General features: G+C 59.5%; 13 protein-coding genes, 2 tRNA genes, 3 rRNA genes and 1 other RNA gene. 14 read left to right on the top strand and 5 right to left on the bottom strand.

Annotation, left to right across the window (positions count from 1 at the left end; all coding sequences use genetic code 11):
- A partial coding sequence (gene clpB / locus WC683_12900) for an ATP-dependent chaperone ClpB (protein MFA4973504.1) occupies nt 1–2,180 on the top strand: 2,180 nt, incomplete at its 5' end.
- Nucleotides 2,181–2,191: 11 nt separating this feature from the next.
- On the opposite strand, the gene WC683_12895 is transcribed toward clpB, so the two are convergent.
- The 4 genes from WC683_12895 to WC683_12880 are packed head-to-tail and all read right to left on the bottom strand — an operon-like array spanning nt 2,192 to nt 8,205.
- Nucleotides 2,192–5,497: a serine/threonine-protein kinase gene (locus WC683_12895; GenBank protein MFA4973503.1), complete on the bottom strand. Its 3,306-nt coding sequence runs from the start codon at nt 5,495–5,497 to the stop codon at nt 2,192–2,194.
- A gap of 15 nt (nt 5,498–5,512) precedes the next feature.
- Nucleotides 5,513–7,093 carry a 1,4-alpha-glucan branching protein domain-containing protein gene (locus WC683_12890; protein ID MFA4973502.1) on the bottom strand — a complete coding sequence of 527 codons (1,581 nt, stop codon included), beginning with the start codon at nt 7,091–7,093 and terminating at the stop codon, nt 5,513–5,515.
- Nucleotides 7,094–7,133: 40 nt separating this feature from the next.
- Nucleotides 7,134–7,955: a DUF4912 domain-containing protein gene (locus WC683_12885; GenBank protein MFA4973501.1), complete on the bottom strand. Its 822-nt coding sequence runs from the start codon at nt 7,953–7,955 to the stop codon at nt 7,134–7,136.
- A complete protein-coding gene (locus WC683_12880) occupies nt 7,879–8,205 on the bottom strand; it encodes a hypothetical protein (protein MFA4973500.1) in 327 nt (108 codons plus the stop codon). The genes WC683_12885 and WC683_12880 overlap by 77 nt, the downstream gene beginning before the upstream one ends.
- Nucleotides 8,206–8,265: 60 nt before the next feature.
- Between WC683_12880 and rnr the strand changes: the two genes are divergently transcribed.
- From rnr to WC683_12815, 13 genes are all read left to right on the top strand, one after another.
- Entirely contained in the window at nt 8,266–10,308 is a 2,043-nt protein-coding gene (rnr, locus tag WC683_12875; protein ID MFA4973499.1) for a ribonuclease R, read from the top strand.
- A gap of 134 nt (nt 10,309–10,442) precedes the next feature.
- Entirely contained in the window at nt 10,443–10,745 is a 303-nt protein-coding gene (locus tag WC683_12870) for a cell division protein ZapA (GenBank protein MFA4973498.1), read from the top strand.
- 27 nt (nt 10,746–10,772) lie between these two features.
- Nucleotides 10,773–10,965: non-coding RNA, 6S RNA (gene ssrS, locus WC683_12865), on the top strand.
- A 336-nt stretch (nt 10,966–11,301) separates the two neighbouring features.
- Nucleotides 11,302–11,877 (top strand): 5-formyltetrahydrofolate cyclo-ligase, encoded by a 576-nt coding sequence (locus WC683_12860; GenBank protein ID MFA4973497.1) that lies wholly within the window; start codon nt 11,302–11,304, stop codon nt 11,875–11,877.
- Between the two features lie 52 nt (nt 11,878–11,929).
- The gene (gene rny, locus WC683_12855) at nt 11,930–13,492 is read left to right on the top strand and encodes a ribonuclease Y (protein ID MFA4973496.1); all 1,563 of its coding nucleotides are present in this window, start codon (nt 11,930–11,932) and stop codon (nt 13,490–13,492) included.
- A gap of 4 nt (nt 13,493–13,496) precedes the next feature.
- Nucleotides 13,497–14,288 carry a TIGR00282 family metallophosphoesterase gene (locus WC683_12850; GenBank protein ID MFA4973495.1) on the top strand — a complete coding sequence of 264 codons (792 nt, stop codon included), beginning with the start codon at nt 13,497–13,499 and terminating at the stop codon, nt 14,286–14,288.
- Nucleotides 14,285–15,499, top strand: a complete 1,215-nt coding sequence (tyrS, locus tag WC683_12845) for a tyrosine--tRNA ligase (protein MFA4973494.1) — start codon at nt 14,285–14,287, stop codon at nt 15,497–15,499. The genes WC683_12850 and tyrS overlap by 4 nt, the downstream gene beginning before the upstream one ends.
- A 393-nt stretch (nt 15,500–15,892) precedes the next feature.
- Nucleotides 15,893–17,451 (top strand): 16S ribosomal RNA (locus WC683_12840).
- Between the two features lie 135 nt (nt 17,452–17,586).
- A tRNA-Ile gene (locus WC683_12835) sits at nt 17,587–17,663 on the top strand.
- A gap of 45 nt (nt 17,664–17,708) precedes the next feature.
- Nucleotides 17,709–17,781, top strand: a tRNA-Ala gene (locus tag WC683_12830).
- Between the two features lie 167 nt (nt 17,782–17,948).
- A 23S ribosomal RNA gene (locus tag WC683_12825) occupies nt 17,949–20,907 on the top strand.
- Between the two features lie 139 nt (nt 20,908–21,046).
- A 5S ribosomal RNA gene (gene rrf / locus WC683_12820) occupies nt 21,047–21,163 on the top strand.
- Together the 16S, 23S and 5S rRNA genes with 2 tRNA genes alongside form the textbook arrangement of a ribosomal RNA operon.
- A 400-nt stretch (nt 21,164–21,563) precedes the next feature.
- On the top strand, nt 21,564–21,893 hold the full coding sequence (locus WC683_12815; protein MFA4973493.1) for a pyrimidine dimer DNA glycosylase/endonuclease V: 330 nt from the start codon (nt 21,564–21,566) through the stop codon (nt 21,891–21,893).
- A 15-nt stretch (nt 21,894–21,908) separates the two neighbouring features.
- On the opposite strand, the gene WC683_12810 is transcribed toward WC683_12815, so the two are convergent.
- A partial coding sequence (locus WC683_12810) for a potassium/proton antiporter (protein ID MFA4973492.1) occupies nt 21,909–23,238 on the bottom strand: 1,330 nt, incomplete at its 5' end.

The raw sequence follows: 23,238 nt of genomic DNA, 5'->3' as shown, positions 1-23,238 counted from the left end.
AGGTGATCATGGCCGTGCTGCGCGATATCCGCGGCGAACACAGGGTCACGGACCAGGACCCCGAGGGCAAGTACCAGGCGCTGAAGAAGTACAGCCGCGATCTGACCGAGGCTGCGCGCCAGGGGAAGCTCGATCCCGTGATCGGCCGCGATGACGAGATCCGCCGCGTGATCCACGTGCTTGCGCGCCGCACCAAGAACAACCCCGTGCTCATCGGCGAACCCGGAGTCGGCAAGACCGCGATCGTAGAGGGGCTTGCGCAGCGCATCGTCACAGGCGACATACCTGATGCGCTGAAAGACAAGAGGCTTTTGCAGCTCGACCTCGCGTCGCTCATCGCGGGCGCAAAATATCGCGGAGAGTTCGAGGACAGGCTCAAAGCCGTGCTCAAGGAGGTGGCGGGCTCAGGGGGCGAGATCGTGCTCTTCATCGACGAGATGCACACGCTCATGGGCGCGGGCGGGGCAGAGGGCGCGATAGACGCCTCCAACATGCTGAAACCCATGCTCGCGCGCGGCGAGCTGCGCACCATAGGCGCGACCACGCTCAACGAGTACAGAAAACACGTGGAAAAGGACGCGGCGTTCGAACGCCGCTTCCAGCAGGTGTACGTGGGCGAGCCCTCGGTCGAGGACACCATCTCTATCCTTCGCGGTTTGAAGGAGCGCTACGAGGTGCACCACGGCGTGCGCATTCAGGACTCCGCCCTCATCGCGGCGGCCCAGCTCTCCAAACGCTACATCGCCGATCGCTTCCTCCCGGACAAGGCGATCGACCTCGTGGACGAGGCAGCCAGCAAGCTCCGCATCGAGATCGACTCCATGCCCGTGGAGGTCGACGCCATCGAGCGCGAGATCATGGGCAAGCAGATCGAGTGCACCGCGCTAAAGAAGGAGACCGCGAAGGACGCGAAGGAGAGGCTCAAGGCGCTGGAGAAGGAGGTCGCGGACCTGCGCGAGCAATCCAGCGCGCTCAAGGCGCACTGGCAGCGCGAGCGCGCGGCGATCGCCGCCATACGCGAGACGAAGGAAAAGTTCGAGCAGGCCAAGACCGCGCAGGAGCTGGCGGAGCGCGGAGGGGAGCTGGAGCGCGCGGCCGAGCTAAAGTACGGCACCATGCCCGCGCTGGCCAAGCTCCTGGAGGAGAAACAGGCGGAGCTTAACTCCGTGCAGGTCGACAGGAAGATGCTGACCGAGGACGTCTCCGCGGAGGATATCGCGCAGATCGTCTCCAAGTGGACCGGCGTGCCGGTCTCCAAGATGTTCGAGGGCGAAGTGGACAAACTCCTGCACATGGAGGAGCGCCTGCGCCAGCGCGTGGTGGGACAGGACGAGGCGCTGGAGAAGGTTGCGGCCGCGGTCCGCCGCTCGCGGGCGGGGCTGCAGGACCCGAACCGTCCGATCGGCTCCTTCATCTTCATGGGGCCGACCGGCGTTGGCAAGACCGAGACAGCGCGCGCGCTTGCGGAGTTTCTGTTCGACGACGAGCGCGCGATGGTGCGCATCGACATGAGCGAGTTCATGGAGAAGCACTCGGTGGCGAGGCTCATCGGCGCGCCGCCGGGATATGTGGGCTATGAAGAGGGCGGGTATCTTACCGAAGCGGTGCGCCGCAGGCCGTACGCGGTCATCCTCTTCGACGAGATAGAGAAGGCGCACCAGGACGTATTCAACATACTGCTTCAAATCCTCGACGACGGCAGGCTCACCGACGGTCAGGGCCGCACGGTCAACTTCACCAACTGCGTGCTCATCATGACCTCGAACATCGGCAGCCAGTACCTCACAGACGTGGGTGAAGACGAGGAGAAGATGACCGAGCGCGTGCTCGCCGCGATGAAGGAGCACTTCAGGCCCGAGTTCATAAACCGCGTGGACGATCTCATCATCTTCCATCCGCTCAAGAAGGCCGAGATCGCCTCGATCGTGGACATCCAGCTGCGCAGGCTCGATTCGCTGCTCATGGGGCGCAACCTCACCCTCACGATCTCCGACCCGGTGAAGGAGATGCTCGTGGAGCACGGCTGGGACCCGGTCTTCGGCGCAAGGCCGCTCAAGCGCGCCATACAGAAATACATTGTGGATCCGCTCTCCACGGCGCTGCTCGAGGGCCGCTTCAAGGACGGGCAGACGATCAGGGCAGAGGTCAAGGGCGGCAAGATCGAATTTACGGCGAGATAGTTTTCTTCAGGTCAACTTCCGATGCGTTTCTTGAGCTGGCTGAAATGTTTCTTCGCGGGCGGGAAAGACTTGGCGATCGCCTCGATGGTGGGCATGTAGCGTATCGCGGACTCCCGGTCCCCCCGCTCCAGCGCCAGCTCCGCGAACGTGCCGTAGAGGCTGTAGCGGATGTCGGGCGTGAGCCTCTGCTTCTTGTCCATGGCCAGCGCCTTCTTCAGATAGCTCTCCGCGTGCGCGAAATCGTGTTTCTGGAAGTATGCGTCCCCGAGCGAGATGTAAATCGTGGGCCGAAAGCGCCTGATCAAGCCGGCGGCTGAACTCTTCGGCGCGCCTGAGAAGTCCAGCGCGGCCTCGAAGTACTCGATCGTGTTGTCGGGTGTGGCCATCTGCTGCGCGGCCAGCCCCATGCCGATCATGATCTCCACGCCCGTGGTCTCGCCCTCGATCTGCTGCGCGAGTTTGAGCCCCTCCTGATAGTGCGCCAGCGCCTCCTTGGGTTTTCCGATCTTGAGCATGAGGTTGCCCAGCCCGTTGAGAAGCCTGACCTGCGCTTCCACGAGGCGGTGTTTGCGCGCGATCTTGAGCCCTTTCTCGTAGTGCCCGCGCGCTTCGTCCAGCTTTCCAAGCTCATCGTGCCTCAGCGCGTTGCCCAGGAGATAATGCCTGGAGGCGGTCTTCTGCGCGTCGGAGCTCTCTTCGGCCAGCGCGAGCTCCTTTCTCAATATCTCCACTGCGTCGGCGGGTCTTCCCAGAGCGAGGAGCGCTTCGCCCAGCTCGTTGTTCGCGATCTTGCGTCTCTGCTCGGCCGAGAGGATCTTCTCGGCCACGGATGCGCTGCGCTCGAAGCGCTCGATCGCCTTCTCGATGTTGCCCTCGCGGAGGTCGACGCTCGCCACGTAGTTTTCGATCCTGATCTTCGCCGCGGCGCCGTCTCCCGCCAGGAACGACAGCGCCTCCGAGAAAAAGCGCCTGGCCTCCCTGAGGTCGCGCCGTCGCATGGCCAGAAGGCCCAACCTCTCCGCAGCCTCGACCCTGAGCTTCTCCATCAGCGGGGAAGGCGCCTTGAGGTTCTTTATTGCGCTAAGCGCCGATCTGGCGTCGGAGATCCTGTGCGCAAGCTCGTAAGCCGTGCCGAGCTGCGCCAGCGCTGCAGCGCGGCCGGCTGCGTCGCTCTGCGGCAGCAACTGGAGCAGAAGACCCAGGTGCTCGGCGGCCTCCAGGGGTTGATCGGATTCAAGGGCCGCTTCGATGAGCCTCTTGAGCGCGGGGATGCGCTCCGGCGAATTGCTTCCGTACGCGACGTGGAGATCGATCTCAAGGCGGCCCTTGCGCCTTGCGCCTATGAACTTGGCGATGAGGTTTCCGGCGATCCTGTCGTGACACGCCTGTCGCTCCGATTCCGCCGCGGCCTCGCGTATCACCCTCCCTGCCATCTCGTTCGAGAACTCGATGCGTCCGTCGTGTCGCCGGTTGTGGGCGAGCCCGGCCTCCATGAGCATGAGCAGCGCCTTGTCCACCCGGCGCCGCTCGCATGTGGCGCTCAACTCCTCCACTGACACCGGCCTCTGCCAGCACGCTATGGCCAGCGCGGCCTCCTTCGCGTCCTCGTTCAGCATCCTCTGTTTTTCGAGCACCGATTCGGCGAGCGAGCGCGACGGCGTCGCTTTCGAGAAGTCTATTCCGATCGTCTTGAGCGTCGTCGCGTCCGGCCTGCCTGCGAGCGAGAAGAGCCTGCCCTGCGAGATCATCTGTTCGAGGTGCTCGGTGAGGAAGAGGGGATTGCCGCCGGTGCAGCCGGCGAGCTGCTCCACGACCGATGAGTCGGGGCGCTCCCCCATCAGGGTTTCGAGGTACTCGGCGATGTCCTCCTTCGTAAAATTGGTGAGCTCCACGGAGTGGCAGAGCGCGTGGTCGATGTTGAGGATCTCGAAGGCCTGCGCCGGCCCCAGGCGCTCGGCGTTGACGGTGGCGAGGAGGATGATCCGCGGGGATGAGGAGTCCGGCAGCTTCTGCTGGAGCCTGAGCCTGCGCACCAGCCCTTTGATCGCCTGCGCCCTGGCGTCGTCCGAGGGTTCGCCGTTGTCCTCGATGATGAAACGGTCGATGTCGTCCACCAGCAGGGCGCGGACAGGCGCTGATCCGCCGCCCGCGGACTCCACGGATTCGATGATCGTGGGCGAAAGGTCCTGGTCCTCCGCGACGTGAGTCACGTCCATCTCCATCTGCTGAGCCAGCGGCTTTGCGAACTCTATCATCCTCGTGCGGCCGGCGCCGCGCGAGCCTGCGATGACGACGATCGGCGCCGCGTGTCTTGTGCCCTCCGCGATCGCCTTTATGCTCTGCTCGACGATGGCGCACTCCTCGTGCCGGCCGACGAGCTTGCCCTCTTTGGGCAGGTACGCGAGCAGAGTTTGCATGCACTCAGGGTCGCGCTGCGTGGGCGAGCTGTATTGCAGCGCCTGAGCGGCTACGAGCGCGGAGGCGTATCTGTCGTCCGGATGGTGCGCCATGAGCTTCATTATGATGCGGTCGAGGTAGGCCGGTATTTCCGGCCGAAGCGCCGAGGGCGGAGGCGGCGTGAAATCGAAGTGCTTATGGAGCGTAGCCATCGAGTCCTTCCTGCCGTCCGGACCTACGACGTTGAACGGGGCGCGGCCGGTCAGGCAGTGGTAGAAGGTCACGCCGAGCGAGTAGAGGTCGCTGCGGTGGTCGGGCGGCGGATAGGAGGCGCTGCGCACGTCCTCCAGCCTCATGGCGATCAGCTCCGGCGCCATGTAGTTGGGGGTGCCTCCGGGTCTGTCGGGCGGCCGGAAGGTCGCGAGCCCGAAGTCGATCAGGGCGAGCACCGGGTTTTCTCCGGTCTCGCGCAAGAGCAGGTTGTGCGGTTTGATGTCCAGGTGCAGCAGCTTGTGCCCGCGCAGATACTCCAGGGCGCGCAGGGCCTGGAGCAGGAGCTCCTCGAGCAGCGGCACGGGCGCGACCATAAGCTTCGTGAGGTCGCCCGCAGTGAGCAGCTCGCTCGTGAAGAAATAGGAGCCCGGCTCCGGATCGAGCCCGAAGTCGAATATCTGTCCGATGTTCGGATGGGAGAGCGATTTCAGTATCGCAAACTCGTTCTTGAACCTGTCCGCCACCGCCTCTCGGGTCTTGGTGGGATTCCATTTGAGGAACTTGAGGGCGATCCGGAGGCCGGCGGGATCGAAGGCCTCCCAGACCACGCCTCCGCCACCCTCGGAGAGCAAGCGCTCGAGGCGGTACTTGCCTTGGACGATGTGCCCGGTTTCAGAAACCCCGGAGAATAGGTCCTGCTGTGACATGGGAAATAGATCCTGCTATGCGTAGACCCTGTAGTCGATCTCGGGGAATATGTTGTCCTTCCATTCGAGCTCGGCCACGAAGTTCATGTCCAGCTGCAGATGTTTGATCTCCTCGTAGAGCTTGTTGAAGCGCCAGATGTGGTCCTTGGTGCGCTTGACCGCGTATTCCACCATGGTGCCGCTGTTCATGATGAACGCCCAGTCCGAACTCTGCGCGAGCAGGAGCTCCCGCGCCATCTGGTTGAGCGCGCGCCTGAGATTGTCGTCTGGATTCGTATAGAGCTTCGCGTACTCGGACATGCGGAACGCGGCCTCGTGCAGGTGGCGATAGACCCAGTCGTTGGTCCCGTTGCACCATACCTCGGCATATCCCTTGTTGCCCCAGCTCGACTCGGAGGGTGTGGCCATCTGGTTCTTGGGGTGCCAGCAGAGGTACTCCCACGGAGTCGCGAGCTTCACGTCCTTCTGGTCGCACGCGGTCTTGCGCATGACGAAGTTGAGCCAATCGATGCCCTCGTACCACCAGTGTCCGAAGAGCTCCGCGTCGTAGGGCGCGACGATGATCGGCGGCTTGCCCATGAGCCCGTGCAGATACTCGCTCTGGCGCTGGCGGTTGAACACGAAGTTGCCGGCGTGTTCCGCCGCCGCCTCCCTGGCTGCGTGCGGGTTGTAGGGCTCCTTGTGGTTCGTGGCCCCGGTGATCCGGTAGTATTTGAAACCGGTCATGATCCTTATGCCGTCGCGATGGATGTAGGGTCGGACGTAGTTGAAGTCCAGGTCGAAGCCGATGTCGCGGTAGAAATCGCGGTAGCGGAAGTCGCCGGGGTATCCTTCCTTCGCGCTCCAGACCTGCTTCGACGACTCGAAGTCGCGGCTGAACGCCGCCGTGCCCGACGGGCAGAAGACCGGGGCGTACACTCCGTACTTGGGCCTCGAATCCGCGTGCAGGATGCCGTGCGAGTCCACGAAGAAGAAGCGGATGCCGTTGTTCCAGAGTATCTCGTCGAGCCCTGGGTAGTATCCGCACTCGGGCAGCCAGATGCCGTGCGGCCTTCGGCCGAGGTGCCTCTCGTGCAGGTCACAGGCCACCGCAATCTGGGCGCGCACGGCGTCGTGCGAGACCCTGAGCATCGGCAGAAAGCCGTGGGTCGCGCCGCAGGTGACGATCTCCACCTTGCCCATGTCCTGAAAGTGCTTGAAGCCGGCGACCAGGTTTCGCCCCCAGCGCTGCTCGAATATGTAACGGCACCGATGGAGCTTGTGGTAGTACATCTCGGCCGCTGGTCTGAACGACCAGTCGTGCGCCGTGCGCCCCATCTCCTTGTCCGCGAGCTCCAGCAGCTTGCCCAGGTGTCTGGAGTAGCGGTCCTGCAGGAGTCCGTCCGTCATCATCGAGATGAGGGGCGGGGTGAGCGACATCGTTATGCGGAAATCCACGCCGTCGAGGAAGAGGCTCTCGAACATATCCAGCAGCGGGATGTAGGTCTCGGTCATGCCCTCGAAGAACCATTGTTCTTCGAGAAATTCCTCGTGCTCCGGATGGCGCACGTAGGGCAGGTGGGCATGCAGCACTATTGAGAGATAACCTTTCGTCACTTACCGATCCTCGCTGTGTTTTGGTCTTCCGATGCGTTCATCACGCCATGGACCACGGAGAGCTTCCGGGCGACTCGCCCGCGCCGGCCTGCAAGCCGATGAAGTTCTCCACTTCGTAGAAGATCGCCTCGATGCTGGAGCCTGTGATGGTGGCGAGCTTCCCGCGCATCAGCAGGTCGTAGAAATAAGGCCCCAGTATCCTCTTTAAGAGATCCAGATCGGCGTCGGTGTAATCCTCGACGTCGGAGATGAGCTTGTCGCCCGCAGGCGTCACCACCATCCACTTGATGGGTCCCGGCTTCGCAAGCCCCTGCGGAGGCAGCCTCATGACGCTGGAGCGCGCGAGCGCGTAAAAATGGCCGGCCGAATTTTTGAGCCCCACCTCGAGGCATATTTTCTGTTCAGGGCCCAGGAGCCTCAGGTACCAGTTGCCCAGCCTGTCGAAGACCTCGACGTCCCAGAAGTTGCTCCCTTCGATCGAGTGGGTCCTCGTCACGTCGTAGAAGCGCAGGGTGAGCTTGCCGTCGTTGCCCAGGCTTTCAGTGGCCCTTTTGATGGAGTCGTTCGTCACTTCCCAGTAGGTGAAGACGAAGGTCGGGTCCACGACCAGAAGCACTGCCCTGTCCTTGCCGTACTCCCAGGGCAATTCGCCCTGCGGGGCGGCGAGCCCGTTGGTCGGCACGCCGATCTCGAACTTCTTGGCCTCGGCGGAGACTCGTTCCGACGCTTCGCGGGAGGCGTGGGCCACCATGGACTCGAGGTCATCTATATGTAGAAGGACTGCCTCAGGGAGCGCCGGCTGGATCTCGGTCGTCGTCCGCCTGACCGCACGTTTCAATGCGCCGGCGGCCTTCTTTTTCATTATCTTCTTCTTCGCGATTTTCTTGGGAGGGGATTTTTTTGCCGCGGATTTCTTCGCAATCTTCTTCGCAGTCTTCTTTGCGGATTTCTTCGCGGCCTTTTTCGCAGGGGCCTTTGGCCTGGCTTTCTTTGCCGGCTTCTTTGCCTTTTTGACAATCTTTTTTCTGGACTTGCTGATCGCCATCTACGCCCCCTGCGTTCAGTGGTAACTCTATATCAGGAAAGTCCAAGAACGCAAACATTCTCAGCATTCCTTGTTTTCCTTGGAGTTTGGGCTTATTCTCGCATTCATGGGACGAAGGGGACGCAAGATGGGACGGAAGAGGGCTCAGGGACGGCCTGGCAGGCATGAACGCGCGCAAAAACGCACGCAGCAGCCCGCAACCCGGGCCGGCACAGGCAAGGGCGTCATTGGGGAGCTCAGGATCCATCGCGACGGCTACGGATTTGTGATCCCGGTCGATGGAGGAGATGATCTGTTCATACCCGCGCGCTTCATTGGCGACGCATTGCATGCGGACCTCGTTGAAGCCAAGGCGATCAAGGGTAGGGGAAAGAGCACGGAGGGTCGCATAAACAAAGTCGTCGAGCGCCGCATGAAGAAGCTTGTCGGCAGGCTCGAGCGCCGTGAAAACACCTATGAGGTGATAGCGGACGATCGCAGGGTCCATCACCGCGTGATCGTTCGTGCGGACAGGCTGGGTCAGGCTAAGAGCGGCGACAACGTCATCGTGATCATCGAAAAATATCCTCGCGGAGAGGATCCGATGGAAGGCGCGGTGGAGCGGGTGCTGGGCAGCCGCGGCGAGATAGAGACCGAGACGCATGCGGTGATCGTGCGCCACCAACTCACGCGCGACTTCGATCGCGCGGCCGAGCGCGAGGCGGAGGAGGTCTCGAAGTTCGATGCAACGGCGGAGCTTGAATATCGCGAGGACTTGAGCAACGTGCCCTTCGTCACCATCGACGGCGAGACCGCAAAGGACTTCGACGATGCGGTCGCCGTAAGAAGGCTTGCAGGAGGCGAATTCACACTCCTGGTCTCCATCGCCGACGTCTCGCATTTCGTGGAGCCGGGATCGGCGCTCGACGGCGCGGCTTACGAGCGGGGCACGTCGGTTTATTTCCCCGGCGACTGCATACCGATGTTGCCCGAGGCCCTCTCGAACTTCGCGTGCAGCCTGAGGCCAAACGAGCCAAGGCTCACCTTCACTGCGGAGATGACGGTGGGCCAGGACGGCCGGATCGTGGGCAGCCGCTTTTTCAAGAGCGTGATAAAGAGCATGGCGCGTCTAACCTATACTCAGGTGAAACAGGTGCTCGCGGACGCCGATCCTGCCGCGACAGCGAAACTGGGGAGGGCCGCGAACGAGCTCCGCACGATGAAGCTCTGTTTCGAGAAGCTGCGCCGGCGCAGGATCGCGCGCGGCTCCATCGACTTCGATCTCCCGGAGCCCGAGATTCAGATCGACATGCAGGGCGGCGTCGAGGACATCGTGCGCTCCGAGCGCCACGTGGGCCACATGATGATCGAGGAGTTCATGATCGCGGCCAACGAGGCCGTGGCCGAGTTTCTCACGGAGCAGGAGGCCGGCTGTCTGTATCGCGCGCACGAGGCGCCGCCCGCGGACAAGCTGAGCGAGTTCGCCGTCATGCTGCACAACCTGGGCTTCGGCGAGAGGGTAGGGCCCGGGGTCGGGCCCGCAAGGCTCGCAAAGGTCGTGGCGTGGGCGCGCGGAAAACCTTTCGAGCGAATGGTCAATCACATGCTGCTCCGCTCCATGGCGCAGGCGGTCTACAGCCCGAAAAATATAGGCCACTACGGCCTCGCCTCGAAGTGCTACTGTCACTTCACCTCCCCGATCCGGCGCTATCCCGATCTCGTCGTGCACAGGCTTTTGGCGCAGACATTGCACAGGAAGACGGCCGGGGGCCCCAAGGCCAAAGGCGGAAGGGGGGGCGGTCTTGATCAGAAAGCGGTGAAGAGGTGGCAGGCCAGCCTCGATGAGATGGCTCTGCACTGCTCAAAGCGGGAGCGCATTGCCATGGAGGCGGAACGCGAGATGGCCAAACTCTATGCGGCGCTCTTCATGCAAGAGAGGGTGGGCCAGCGCTTCGCAGGCATAATCTCGCATATCGCCAAGTTTGGAATTTTCGTGGAGCTCATCGATTATTTTGTCGAGGGGCTGATCCACGTGAGCACACTATGCGACGATACCTACACCTATGACGAGCGCACCTGTGCGTTCGTCGGCAAACGCAAGAAAAAGACCTTCAAGGTGGGCGACAAGTTGGATATCGAGGTCTCCGAGGTCGATATACCCAATAGGGAGATACTTTTTGAGCTTGTCTAAAGTTTTGCTTTATGTATTCTCAAACCAGTTTCGTGGATATAGTGACAACCAGCTGTAATTAAAAAGAAAAGATGGGCAGCTGCAGGCTTGGATTAGCTTGACTCAGCTGGCCCCCTGCAACTATCATTATATGTGTGGCCGAGAGAAAGGGTGACCCTGTGAAGAAGACGACAGAGATAGCTATCATGGGCCAGAAGTTCATGGTCAAGAGCGAGTCGAACGATGACTATGTTCGCAGGATTGCAGGGTTTGTGGATCAGAAGATAAACGAGGTCATGCAGAGCACCAAGTCCGTGGCCTCTTTGAACGTGGCGATTCTGGCGGCAATGAACATCGCGGATGAGTATTTCAAGTTCAAGATAGACCGCGACGACAGGATCGGAAAGGCGGAGAAAAAGATTAAGGACATGATAGAACTGGTTGATTTACAGCTGTAAATTGCTCTTTAAAAAAGGGAATAGAATTTCCCCCTGCTGGGTGCGTGCTTTGGCGTCTATATCATTTTAGAACCGTCGATGCCATTTTTGGGGATTGTGCCTTGCCGCGGTGTGCACGCCGCGCGCTAAATTGCGCGGAAGCCTGAAGCGGCAATACGATCACCCACCTGACTGAGTCGGGTTCAAAATGGTGACGCCACACGGCCATTGCGGGGGGATTTTTTTGGCAAAACTCGCCCTTGAATTGTTTGGTTCGATGAATTATAGGCATTCGAGATTGAGGGGCGATCAGGCATGGCTTGATTGCCGGATGCGGAGCATGGCTGGTGAATAAGACGGGTCGGTCCAATACCTCGAAAGAGGGTTTAGAATCCAGGGCGCTGCGGAAGATCGCCGGCGCCGTTTGTCTATCTTCTAAATCGTCCGCCGCACTCCTGGCGGCCGGACGGCAGCGCTGCCTGAGGCTTTCGTTATAGGCCAAAAGCGCTTGCCCGACCTTCGTTTTCCTTACCCGTCCACGGCTCGGTCCGTCCCCTCCCATGCGTGAGGTGGTGCGATGTCATCCGAGAGCAAGGTTCGTCTTTACAACCGCATACTCGCGACGCGCGACGAGATGTCCGAAGAGGAGGTAAAACGCCTCTCCGAGGAGATCGAGCATCGCGTGATGGGCACTGAGGAGTTTCGCACCGTGCTCCGCATAGGGCTCTACGCCGCCTTCGGCAACGAGGCCCGCACGGAGAGGCTGTTCGTCGAGGGGGACCGCCATCGCAAGGAGATATATTTCCCGGCCAGGGACGAGGAGCGCGGCGGGATCGCGTACTTTCGGGTCACAAACCTCGAGGAGCTCCTGCCCGGCGAGACCGGGTTTCGCGCCCCCACTGCCAAACAGAGCAGGCTGCGCGATATCAACACGCTAGGCGTCCTCATAGTGCCCGGCGTCGCGTTCGATCTTTCGGGGAGGCGCATGGGCTTTGGAAAGGGCTTCTACGATGCGAACCTCAAGGCCTTCTCCGGCAAGAGGATCGCGCTCGCTTACGAGTTCCAGGTCGTGCCGACCTTGCCCGTGGGTCCGTTCGAGCGGCTGATCGATTTCATAGTGACGGAGCGGCGGGTGATCCGCTGCGGCAGGTGAAACGAGCGCGGGGCAGTATTCGCGCCTTAAAATATAGGAGGTGACCGTGTTGCTGGAAATATGGCAGGCGATAGTTTTCCTGGCGGTGTCCATCGGAGCAGGTTTTGCCGTCGGCACAGCCGTTCGAAGGAAGATCGGAAAAAAGAGGGTCGAGGAGGCGGAGCAGAAGTCACAGTCCATGCTCCGCGACGCGGAGCAGCAGGCGAGGTCCATGAAGAAGGAGGCGGAGCTCACTGCGAAGGATATGCAGCTGCGCGCGCGCGAGGCCTTCGAAAAGGAGAGCCAGGAGAAGCAGAGGGAGCTCAACCTGACGGAGAAGAGGCTTCAGCAGAAAGAGGACAATCTCGAAAAGAAGTTCGAACTCGTCGAGAAGAAGGAGGAGGAGGTAGTAAAGGCCGAGCAATCGATCGTGGACCGCAAGAAGCACGTCGAGGGTCTCGAGAAGCGCTACATGGATCTCGTCACCGAGACGAAGCGCAAACTCGAGCAGGTCGCGGGCATCACCACCGATGAGGCAAAGAGGCAACTTAAGGAGGCTCTGGTCGACGAGGCGAAGCAGGACGCGGCGCGCGAGATACAGGAGGTCGAGGAGCGCGCCAAGGAGGAGTCCCAGAAAAAGGCGAAGTTCATCATCTCCACTGCGATGGAAAGGATGGCATCCGACTACACGGCCGAGCGCGCCATCTCGGTCGTCCAGCTACCCAGCGACGACATGAAGGGCCGCATCATCGGCCGCGAGGGGCGCAACATCCGCGCGCTCGAGGCCGCGACCGGCATCGACATCGTGATAGACGACACGCCAGAGGCGGTGATCCTCTCGGGTTTCAACCCCGTGCGCCGCGAGATAGCCCGCATCACGTTGGAGAATCTAATCGCCGACGGCCGCATCCATCCCACGCGCATCGAGGAGATGGTGCAGAAGGTGACGAAGGAGGTCGAGGCCTCTGTCAAGGAAACCGGCGAACAGCTCTGCCTCGAACTCAACGTCCCCAATGTTCACCCCGAGCTGGTGAAGCTCCTGGGCTCGCTCAAATATCGCTTCAGCTTTGCGCAGAACGTGCTGGCCCACACGCGCGAGGTGGCTTATCTCGCCGGCATGATGGCGGCGGAACTCGGTCTCGACGAGGTCAAGGCGCGCCGCGCGGGGCTCCTGCACGACATCGGCAAGGCGGTCTCCCACGAGGTCGAGGGATCACACGCGCTCATCGGCATGGAGTACGCCAAGAAATACCGCGAGGACCCGGAGGTGGTGCACGCGATCGGTTCGCATCACGAGGACATCGAGCAGAACACCCCGCTTGATATGGTGGTCGATTGCGCGGACGCGCTCTCGGGCGCGAGACCGGGCGTCAGGCGCGAGGTGTTGGAGGCGTACGTGAAAAGGCTCGAGGACCTGGAGCGCATCTCCAAGTCGTTCGCCGGGGTCGAGAAGTCCTACGCGATCCAGGCCGGCCGCGAGGTGCGCGTCATGGTCGTGAACGACAAGGTGAACGACGCGGAGGCGGTCGTGCTCTCCAAGGACATCGCCAAGAAGATCGAGGCGGAGATGACATACCCCGGCCAGATCAAGGTGACGGTCATCCGCGAGACGCGCGCCACTGAATACGCGAAGTAATAAGATGAAGATCCTGGTGATCGGCGACATATTCGGACGGCCCGGCAGGGAGGCGATCCGCGAACTGCTCCCGGGGCTCGTCCGCGAACATAGGGCCGATTTCGTGATCGCCAACGCGGAGAACGCTGCCGGGGGGCGCGGGCTGACCCCCAAGATCGCGGACGAACTGTTCGAGAGCCCGATAGACGTGATGACCGCGGGCAACCACATCTGGGAGCACAACGAGATCCACCCTTACTTTGATTCGCATCCGATCCTGCGTCCCCACAACGTGAGCGAGCACTTGCCCGGCAAAGGCAACGGGATATTCACGGCGCGCAACGGCGCGCGCGTGGGCGTGGTGAGCCTGCAGGGCATGATCTTCATGGATGACAAGGGGGAGAAAGCGGTCAATCCATTCCTTTCCGCCGACGCGCTTGTCACATCCATGCGCGGCAAGTGCGATCTGATCGTGATCGACTTCCACGCCGAGGCGACCAGCGAAAAGCGCGCGTTGGCGTGGTACCTGGACGGCAGGGTGTCCGCATTCCTGGGGACCCACACGCACGTGCAGACCGCGGACGAGGAGATATTGCCGGGCGGCACCGCGTATATCTCCGACATCGGCATGACCGGGCCGCACGCGTCGGTGATTGGTCTTGCGAAAGAGGTCGCGATCCACCGCTTCCTCACCGGCGAGAAGAAGGGCTTCAAGGTCGCGGAGGAGGGTGTCCGCCTCGAGGGCGTGCTCCTCGATCTGGACGAGAAGACCGGCAGGGCGCTCTCGATAAAGCGAATACAGAAGAGGTTGCCATGAAAAATATCCCAATCGAAAAACAGCTCGAGATCATCAAGCGCGGCGCAGTGGAGGTCGTGAACGAGGAGGAGCTCGTCGCCAAGCTCAAGAAGGGCAGGCCGCTCCGCGTGAAGGCCGGCTTCGACCCGACTGCGCCGGACCTGCACCTCGGCCACACCGTGGTCATGCAGAAGCTCAAGCAGTTCCAGGACCTGGGGCACACCGTGATATTTCTCATGGGCGACTTCACCGCGCGCATCGGCGACCCCTCAGGCCGCAACGAGACCAGGCCAGAGCTCGGCGAGGATATAATAAAGAAGAACGCGGAGACCTACGTCGCGCAGGCCGGGAAGATACTGGACGTGGAAAAGGCCGAGATTCGCTACAACTCGGAGTGGCTGGGGAAATTTACGGCAGCCGACTTCATACGCCTCAGCGCTAAGGAGACGGTGGCGCGCATGCTGGAGCGAGACGACTTCGAGAGCAGGTTCAAGGGCGGCAGCCCGATCCGCATACACGAGTTCCTCTACCCGTTGCTGCAGGGTTACGATTCCGTGGCGCTTGAGTCCGACGTGGAGCTGGGAGGCACGGACCAGATATTCAACCTGCTCGTGGGCCGCGACCTGCAGCGCGACGTGGGCCAGGAGCCGCAGGTGGTTTTGACCATGCCGCTGCTCATTGGCACCGACGGCGTCGCGAAGATGAGCAAGACGTACGGCAATTACGTCGGCATCAGCGAGCCTCCGAAAGAGATCTTCGGCAAGATGATGTCCATCTCCGATGATTTGATGTGGACATACTACGAGCTGCTCTCGGACCTTTCGCTCGACGAGATCGAGAAGCTCAAGGAAGAGGTCCTCACGGGCAAGCTCCATCCCAAGCTCGCGAAGGAAAACCTCGCTGCGGAGATCGTGGAACGCTTTCACTCCGAGCAGGAGGCCGTGGCCGCGCGTGACGAGTTCGAGCGCGTCTTTGCGAAGAAGGACACGCCCGACGAGATCGATGAGCACCTGCTCGATTCCATGGATGCGGAGATATCGCTTGTCGACGCGATGCTTGGGACCAAGCTCGTCTCCAGCAAGTCGGATGCGCGCCGCATGATCAAGCAGAAGGCGGTGGAGGTGGACGGCGAGAGGGTGGAGGACATCGACGCCACGCTCTCCACTGATGGGGAGAGCCTGCTTAGGGTCGGCAAACGCAGATTCGCCAGGGTGAAATTCAAAAAGGGCTGACCCGATCGCCCGATTTACTTAGGTTGCGGGTTAATTGTGGTCATTTATCTGTTTGAAAAATAGGGCGTAATAAAGCTAGGCAGATTTTGTCCAAGGCAGGGCAAAAAATGCCGAATTCATTGAAAAGAGCTGTTGACACGGTGCCTTACATTCTGTACAAGCGACCCCACGCTTTGGGGACGCATACGGCGGCCCGCTGTAAAAGCCAATGAAATCAATATGTTACTGCTCCCGATCAGAACATTGGGCAACGGTGACTTTGTCTCCGCTCTTTGAAAACTGAATAGCGAACGCAGAACACGCAGGATTGAACGGGCTCATCGGTCCTTTGGGATACGATGCGATTTAATAAGTACGGCGTCAGGACAACCTATCTGGCGCTGGCTAATGATATAACTGGAGAGTTTGATTCTGGCTCAGAACGAACGCTGGCGGCGTGCCTAACACATGCAAGTCGAACGGGAATGGTCCCTTCGGGGGCCTAGTATAGTGGCGCACGGGTGAGTAATACGTAGGTGACCTGCCCTTTGCTGGGGAATAACCCCGGGAAACCGAGGCTAATTCCGCATAAGCTCCTCAGGTTGCGACTTGGGGAGGAAAGGTGGCCTCTTCACGAAAGCTATCGGCAAAGGTTGGGCCTGCGTCCCATCAGCTAGTTGGTGAGGTAATGGCTCACCAAGGCTGCAACGGGTAGCTGGTCTGAGAGGATGATCAGCCACACTGGAACTGAGACACGGTCCAGACTCCTACGGGAGGCAGCAGTGGGGAATATTGCGCAATGGGCGAAAGCCTGACGCAGCAACGCCGCGTGAGTGATGAAGGCCTTCGGGTCGTAAAGCTCTGTCAGGAGGAACGAATAACCGCTGGGAACAATACCTCTGCGGTTTGACGGTACCTCCAAAGGAAGCACCGGCTAACTCCGTGCCAGCAGCCGCGGTAATACGGAGGGTGCAAGCGTTGTTCGGAATTACTGGGCGTAAAGCGCGTGTAGGCGGACTCGGAAGTCGGGTGTGAAAGCCCTGGGCTTAACCCAGGAAGTGCGCTCGAAACCACGAGTCTTGAGTTCCGGAGGGGATCGGGGAATTCCTGGTGTAGAGGTGAAATTCGTAGATATCAGGAAGAACACCGGTGGCGAAGGCGCCGATCTGGACGGACACTGACGCTAAGACGCGAAAGCGTGGGTAGCAAACAGGATTAGATACCCTGGTAGTCCACGCCGTAAACGATGCACACTAGGTGTCGGGGGTATTGACCCCCCCGGTGCCGCCGCTAACGCATTAAGTGTGCCGCCTGGGAAGTACGGCCGCAAGGTTGAAACTCAAAGGAATTGACGGGGGCCCGCACAAGCGGTGGAGTATGTGGTTCAATTCGACGCAACGCGAAAAACCTTACCTGGGCTTGACATCTGGGGAATCTCCTAGAGATAGGAGAGTGCCCTTCGGGGAACCCCAAGACAGGTGCTGCATGGCTGTCGTCAGCTCGTGTCGTGAGATGTTGGGTTAAGTCCCGCAACGAGCGCAACCCCTGCTCTTAGTTGCTAACGGTTCGGCCGAGCACTCTAAGGGGACCGCCGGTGTTAAACCGGAGGAAGGTGGGGATGACGTCAAGTCCTCATGGCCTTTATGCCCAGGGCTACACACGTACTACAATGGCCGGTACAGAGGGTTGCCAAACCGCAAGGTGGAGCTAATCCCAAAAAGCCGGTCCAAGTTCGGATTGGTCTCTGCAACTCGGGACCATGAAGCTGGAATCGCTAGTAATCGCTGATCAGCATGCAGCGGTGAATACGTTCCCGGGCCTTGTACACACCGCCCGTCACACCACGAAAGTCGTTTATACCAGAAGTGCGTCACCCAACCGCAAGGAGGGAGCGCCCTAAGGTATGAGCGATGATTGGGGTGAAGTCGTAACAAGGTAGCCGTAGGGGAACCTGCGGCTGGATCACCTCCTTTCTAAGGATAGTCCGCGGCCTTCGGGCTGCGGCATCCCGGTCAATGTTCAACCTGCGGGTTCGGTTCGCTGTTCAGTTTTGAGAGAGTGGGACTTGAGTCTTTGACAACTTTTTTTTGGTGGGTCCCGGCAGTTTTGGGCTCGTAGCTCAGGTGGCTAGAGCGCACGCCTGATAAGCGTGAGGTCGGTAGTTCAACTCTACCCGGGCCCACCAAGAAAAAGTTGAAAGAAACCGGTTCGCAGGTTCTTTTTTATTGAGGGGGCTGTAGCTCAGTTGGGAGAGCGCTAGCTTTGCAAGCTAGAAGTCGAGGGTTCGAATCCCTTCAGCTCCACCCGTCGCTGCACGCTGCCTGCCAACATGAAGTGGCAGGCAACTTGATGCTGCGGGATCGCGGCAGGTTCTTTGAAAACTAAATAAAAACGAAATTGATCGTGATTCAATTTCGAATGAGGTCTCTTGAGCGATGCAATTATAGCGGAGAAATCCGCGTAAGGGCTTGGTCAAGCTACAAAGGGCATGTGGTGGATGCCTTGGCGTCTGGAGGCGATGAAGGACGCGCCTAGCTGCGATAAGCCTCGGGGAGCTGCTAAGGAAGCTTTGATCCGAGGATTTCCGAATGGGGCAACCCGCCTGCTTTAATCGGCAGGCATCGTGCGGTGAATAAATAACCGCACGGAGCGAACGCAGGGAACTGAAACATCTAAGTACCTGCAGGAACAGAAATCAAACTAGAGATTCCCCCAGTAGCGGCGAGCGAACAGGGAACAGCCTAAACCGCGAGGACTTCGGTCTTTGCGGGGTTGCGGGACCGTAACATGGGATTGTCCGACGATAGGCGAACGGTCTGGAAAGGCCGGCCATAGAGCGTGATAGCCGTGTAGTCGAAATCGAAGGGCACCCTAGCGGTATCCCAAGTACCACGGGGCACGAGAAACCCTGTGGGAATCCGGGTGGACCATCATCCAAGGCTAAATACTACCAGACGACCGATAGCGAACTAGTACCGTGAGGGAAAGGTGAAAAGCACCCCTGGTGGGGAGTGAAATAGTACCTGAAACCGCATGCCTACAAGCAGTCGGAGGGCTATGCCATGCTTCGGCATGGAACGCCTGACGACGTGCCTTTTGCATTATGAGTCCGCGAGTTACTCTCGTCAGCAAGGTTAAGCCGATAAGGTGGAGCCGCAGCGAAAGCGAGTCCTAAACGGGCGTTTAGTTGCCGGGAGTAGACCCGAAACCAGTGTGATCTAGCCATGGTCAGGATGAAGCGCGGGTAATACCGCGTGGAGGTCCGAACCGGTGGACGTTGAAAAGTCTTCGGATGAACTGTGGCTAGGAGCGAAAGACTAATCAAACCTGGAGATAGCTGGTTCTCCCCGAAATATATTGAGGTATAGCCTCGGACGAATACCGCCGGAGGTAGAGCACTGAATGGGCTAGGGGTCCTACAAGACTACCAAACCCAATCAAACTCCGAATGCCGGCGAGTACTATCCGGGAGGCAGACTGTGGGTGCTAAGGTCCATGGTCGAGAGGGAAAGAGCCCAGATCGCCAGCTAAGGCCCCCAAATGATAGCTAAGTGTGAAAGGATGTGGAAGCGCACAGACAACCAGGAGGTTGGCTTAGAAGCAGCCATCCTTTAAAGAAAGCGTAACAGCTCACTGGTCAAGTGAATCTGCGCCGAAAATTCAGCGGGGCTTAAGCTATCTGCCGAAGCTGCGAATTTGGAGGTTCTTCGGAACCTTTAAGTGGTAGGGGAGCATTCCGTACGCCTGCGAAGGTCGACCGCGAGGACGGCTGGAGGCATCGGAAGAGCTTATGCGGACATAAGTAGCGATAAAGCGTGCGAGAAACACGCTCGCCGTAAGCCTAAGGTTTCCTGGGGAAGGTTAATCCGCCCAGGGTTAGTCGGGTCCTAAGCCGAGGCCCAAGGGAATAGGCGATGGACAGCAGGTTAATATTCCTGCACCACCTTTGGCATGTCATGCGTAGGAGGGACGGAGAGGGATAGGTGATCCACCTATTGGATGGTGGTTCAAGCGTATAGGAAGGCGGCCAGGCAAATCCGGTCGTCAATTCTAAGGCGTTACGACGAGGGCCGTAAGGCCCGCAAAGTCACTGATTCCAGCTTCCAAGAAAAGCTTCGACGCTATGTCAAGGGTGCCCGTACCGTAAACGGACACACGTAGGCGGGGCGAAGAGCCCAAGGCGCTTGAGAGAACCCTTGTTAAGGAACTCTGCAAGTTGATGCCGTAACTTCGGGAGAAGGCATGCCCCTGTTCGTGAAGCCGCTTGCCGGCGGAGCGCGCAGGGGTCGCAGAAAGCAGGTGGCGACGACTGTTTATCAAAAACACAGGACTCTGCAAAGTCGGAAGACGACGTATAGGGTCTGACGCCTGCCCGGTGCCGGAAGGTTAAGGAGAGAGGTTAGCGTCTTCGGATGCGAAGCTTTGAACCGAAGCCCCGGTAAACGGCGGCCGTAACTATAACGGTCCTAAGGTAGCGAAATTCCTTGTCGGGTAAGTTCCGACCCGCACGAATGGCGTAACGATTGCCACACTGTCTCAACAAGGGGCTCAGCGAAATTGAACTGACAGCGCAGATGCTGTCTACCCGCGGCAGGACGGAAAGACCCTGTGCACCTTTACTACAACTTGGCAGTGAACTTCGGGCTGATTTGTGTAGGATAGGTGGGAGGCTTTGAAACCGGGGCGCCAGCCTTGGTGGAGCCAACCTTGAAATACCACCCTGATTATTCTGGAGTTCTAACTTCCTCCCGTTATCCGGGAGAAGGACACTGTCTGGTGGGTAGTTTGACTGGGGCGGTTGCCTCCTAAAATGTACCGGAGGCGCGCGATGGTTCCCTCAGGCTGATTGGAAACCAGCCGTCGAGCGTAAGGGCAGAAGGGAGCTTGACTGCGAGACAAACAAGTCGAGCAGGTACGAAAGTAGGTCCTAGTGATCCGGCGGTCCCGCATGGAAGGGCCGTCGCTCATCGGACAAAAGGTACGCCGGGGATAACAGGCTGATCGCATCCAAGAGTTCACATCGACGATGCGGTTTGGCACCTCGATGTCGGCTCATCGCATCCTGGGGCTGGAGTAGGTCCCAAGGGTTTGGCTGTTCGCCAATTAAAGCGGTACGTGAGCTGGGTTCAGAACGTCGTGAGACAGTTCGGTCCCTATCCGCCGTGGGCGCAGGAGATTTGAGGAGAGCTGTCCTTAGTACGAGAGGACCGGGATGGACGCACCTCTAGTGCGCCGGTTGTCACGCCAGTGGCACAGCCGGATAGCTATGTGCGGAACGGATAACCGCTGAAAGCATCTAAGCGGGAAGCCAACTCCGAGATAAGATCTCCCTGAAGGCCACTCGAAGACTACGAGTTTGATAGGCCGGGTGTGGAAGCGCTGCAAGGCGTGAAGCTAACCGGTACTAATCGGCCGTTCGGCTTGGCCATAAAATTTTCTGGTCGTCACTTCGGTGACGACCAGGGGATACAGCTTAAAGAGGCCTCATTCGATATCGAATTACGATCATAGTAGTTTTGAAAACTGAATAACATGCCCCTGCGTCTGTATTGCAGGTGCATCAAGCCTTCCGGTGGCTTTAGCGAGGGGGTCACACCCGATCCCATACCGAACTCGGTAGTTAAGCCCCTCAGCGCCTATGGTACTGCCGCTGTGTGTTGGTGGGAGAGTGGGTCGCTGCCGGATTAAATTTGAAAGCCCCGCGGGTTTGCCCGTGGGGCTTTCTCTATTTATGCGAAGCTGCGGGGCTTTCAAATTTATGCCGTCAGAAACCATTTCTTTCACCGACACAGGGCAGCAGTCATGGGTGCGCTGGGGGCTTAACTACAAATTTTGCGCAGCAAAATTTCGGGAGGGGTGAAGGGCGCGGATTCACTCCGCGCCTGAGGGGAGGGCGGCGGCCCTCCCCTCTGTAACAGCCAAGCCCCTCAGCGCCTATGGTACTGCCGCTGTGTGTTGGTGCCTGCCTGCCGGCAGGCAGGGGAGAGTGGGTCGCTGCCGGATTAAATTTGAAAGCCCCTGCGGAGCCGACGGGTCCAGCGCTCAGAGTTTGATTTTGATGCGATCAAGAGATAAATGATATTCAATGAGGGTCTGGGATATTTCACCGAAGAAGTTGTGCGCCAGTCATCTGCTTGGTGAGCATGTGGAAATTCATGCGATATGGAGCGTGATTACAAAAAATAAAAAGGGATATTCAAGGCATCCTGAAACGAACAGGTGGCGCGGAAAATTAAAGGCGTTGTATCTGAGGCATGAGACAGTGGCGGAGGAGATGCAAAGACGAGGTTATAATCACAAGAGCAAACTCAATCAGAAGCTTGCAACGGGCGAGGGCGAACAAAGATATTTTTTAAATTCCCCTCAGGAGCAGAAAGAAATATTAAGAAAAAAGAAGTGCGCATGCAGAGTTTGATTTTAAGCCGACTCGTCATAGGTACATTTCCTTCATCCTGCCCAGGATTCGCTGCAGCGCGGAGAGGTCTTCGGGGCTTGCCAGCGCGAGGAGGACGTCGCCTCCCTCGATCTCCGTTGCTCCCGAGGGGATGACGTAAGCGCCTCCCCTTGCTATCATCACGATGAGGCATTTATCCGGGACTCCGAGATCGCCGATCTTTTTGCCCACGCTCGCGGAGTCGTAGGGGACGATCACGTCCGTCAGGTCTGCGTCGATCGTCCCGGTCTTTTCGAACGCGATGGGGTAGTCGGGCCTTTTTGGCAGCGGTTCGTCCAGCTTGAGCAGCCTCGAGACAAAGGGGATCGAGGTTCCCTGGATGAAGACCGATGCGATGACGACGAAAAACACCACGTTGAAGATGGTCTCTGCCTGCGGGATCCCGGCCATGAACGGGAAGGTCGCCAGGATGATCGGGACCGCGCCGCGGAGCCCCACCCATGCGACCATCGACTTCTTCCTGAGCTCCATGCGGAACGGCAGGAGGCAGAGCAGGACGCTGACGGGTCGGGCGACGAGCATCAGAAGCACCGTGAACATCGCTCCGGCCCCGGCCAGGGGCAGGAGGCGGGAGGGGAAGACGAGCAGGCCCAGGGTCACGAACATCGTGATCTGCATGAGCCATGCGATCCCGTCGTGAAAGCGCATGATCATCTTTTTGTTCGGGAATTGCGCCTGCCCCAGCATCAGCCCGGCGATATAGACCGCGAGGAACCCGTTGCCCTTAAAAGTCACGGCCATACCGTATGTCAGCATGACGAGCGAGATCATGACGACAGGATAGAGCCCCTCGTGCTCAAGCTTCAGGCGGTTGATGAAAAAGATGATGAACCGCGCCATGAGATAGCCGGTCATGGCCCCGACGCTCATGTCCAGCAGGAACCTCGGGATCAGCTCTCCGATGCCCATATCCTTGACCGTCAGGAGGCTGATGAAGCCGACGGTCAGGAACACGGCCATCGGGTCGTTGCTGCCGGATTCGAATTCGAGCAGGGGCTTCAGGGGCGCCTTCATGCTGATGCGCTTGGAGCGCAGGACGCTGAAGACCGCGGCGGCGTCGGTCGAGGAGACGATCGAGCCCAGGAGCATCCCCTCGAGGAGCGAGAATTCGAGGATATAGACGGCGAAGCACCCGGCGATGACCGCGGTCAGCAGGACGCCTGCGGTCGACAGGATGATCCCGGGCCATGCGACCGACCGGGTCTCCTTCCAGTCTGTGTCGAAGCCGCCGGAGAAGATGATGAAGATGAGGGCGACGATGCCGATGGACTTCGCCATCTGCGCGTCGTTGAAATCGATGCCGCCG

This window comes from bacterium (assembly GCA_041648665.1).
Classification (GTDB): domain Bacteria; phylum UBA10199; class UBA10199; order 2-02-FULL-44-16; family JAAZCA01; genus JAFGMW01.
This window is presented reverse-complemented; position numbering and strand designations above follow the sequence as displayed.

Excerpts from the sequence above, each read along its gene's own strand:
- rnr (MFA4973499.1), top strand. The coding sequence starts at position 8,266 with ATGGGACGGAAGAGGGCTCAGGGACGGCCTGGCAGGCATGAACGCGCG.
- WC683_12860 (MFA4973497.1), top strand. The coding sequence starts at position 11,302 with ATGTCATCCGAGAGCAAGGTTCGTCTTTACAACCGCATACTCGCGACG.
- WC683_12895 (MFA4973503.1), bottom strand. The coding sequence starts at position 5,497 with ATGTCACAGCAGGACCTATTCTCCGGGGTTTCTGAAACCGGGCACATC.
- tyrS (MFA4973494.1), top strand. The coding sequence starts at position 14,285 with ATGAAAAATATCCCAATCGAAAAACAGCTCGAGATCATCAAGCGCGGC.
- WC683_12815 (MFA4973493.1), top strand. The coding sequence starts at position 21,564 with ATGAGGGTCTGGGATATTTCACCGAAGAAGTTGTGCGCCAGTCATCTG.
- WC683_12885 (MFA4973501.1), bottom strand. The coding sequence starts at position 7,955 with ATGAAAAAGAAGGCCGCCGGCGCATTGAAACGTGCGGTCAGGCGGACG.
- WC683_12880 (MFA4973500.1), bottom strand. The coding sequence starts at position 8,205 with ATGCTGAGAATGTTTGCGTTCTTGGACTTTCCTGATATAGAGTTACCA.
- WC683_12850 (MFA4973495.1), top strand. The coding sequence starts at position 13,497 with ATGAAGATCCTGGTGATCGGCGACATATTCGGACGGCCCGGCAGGGAG.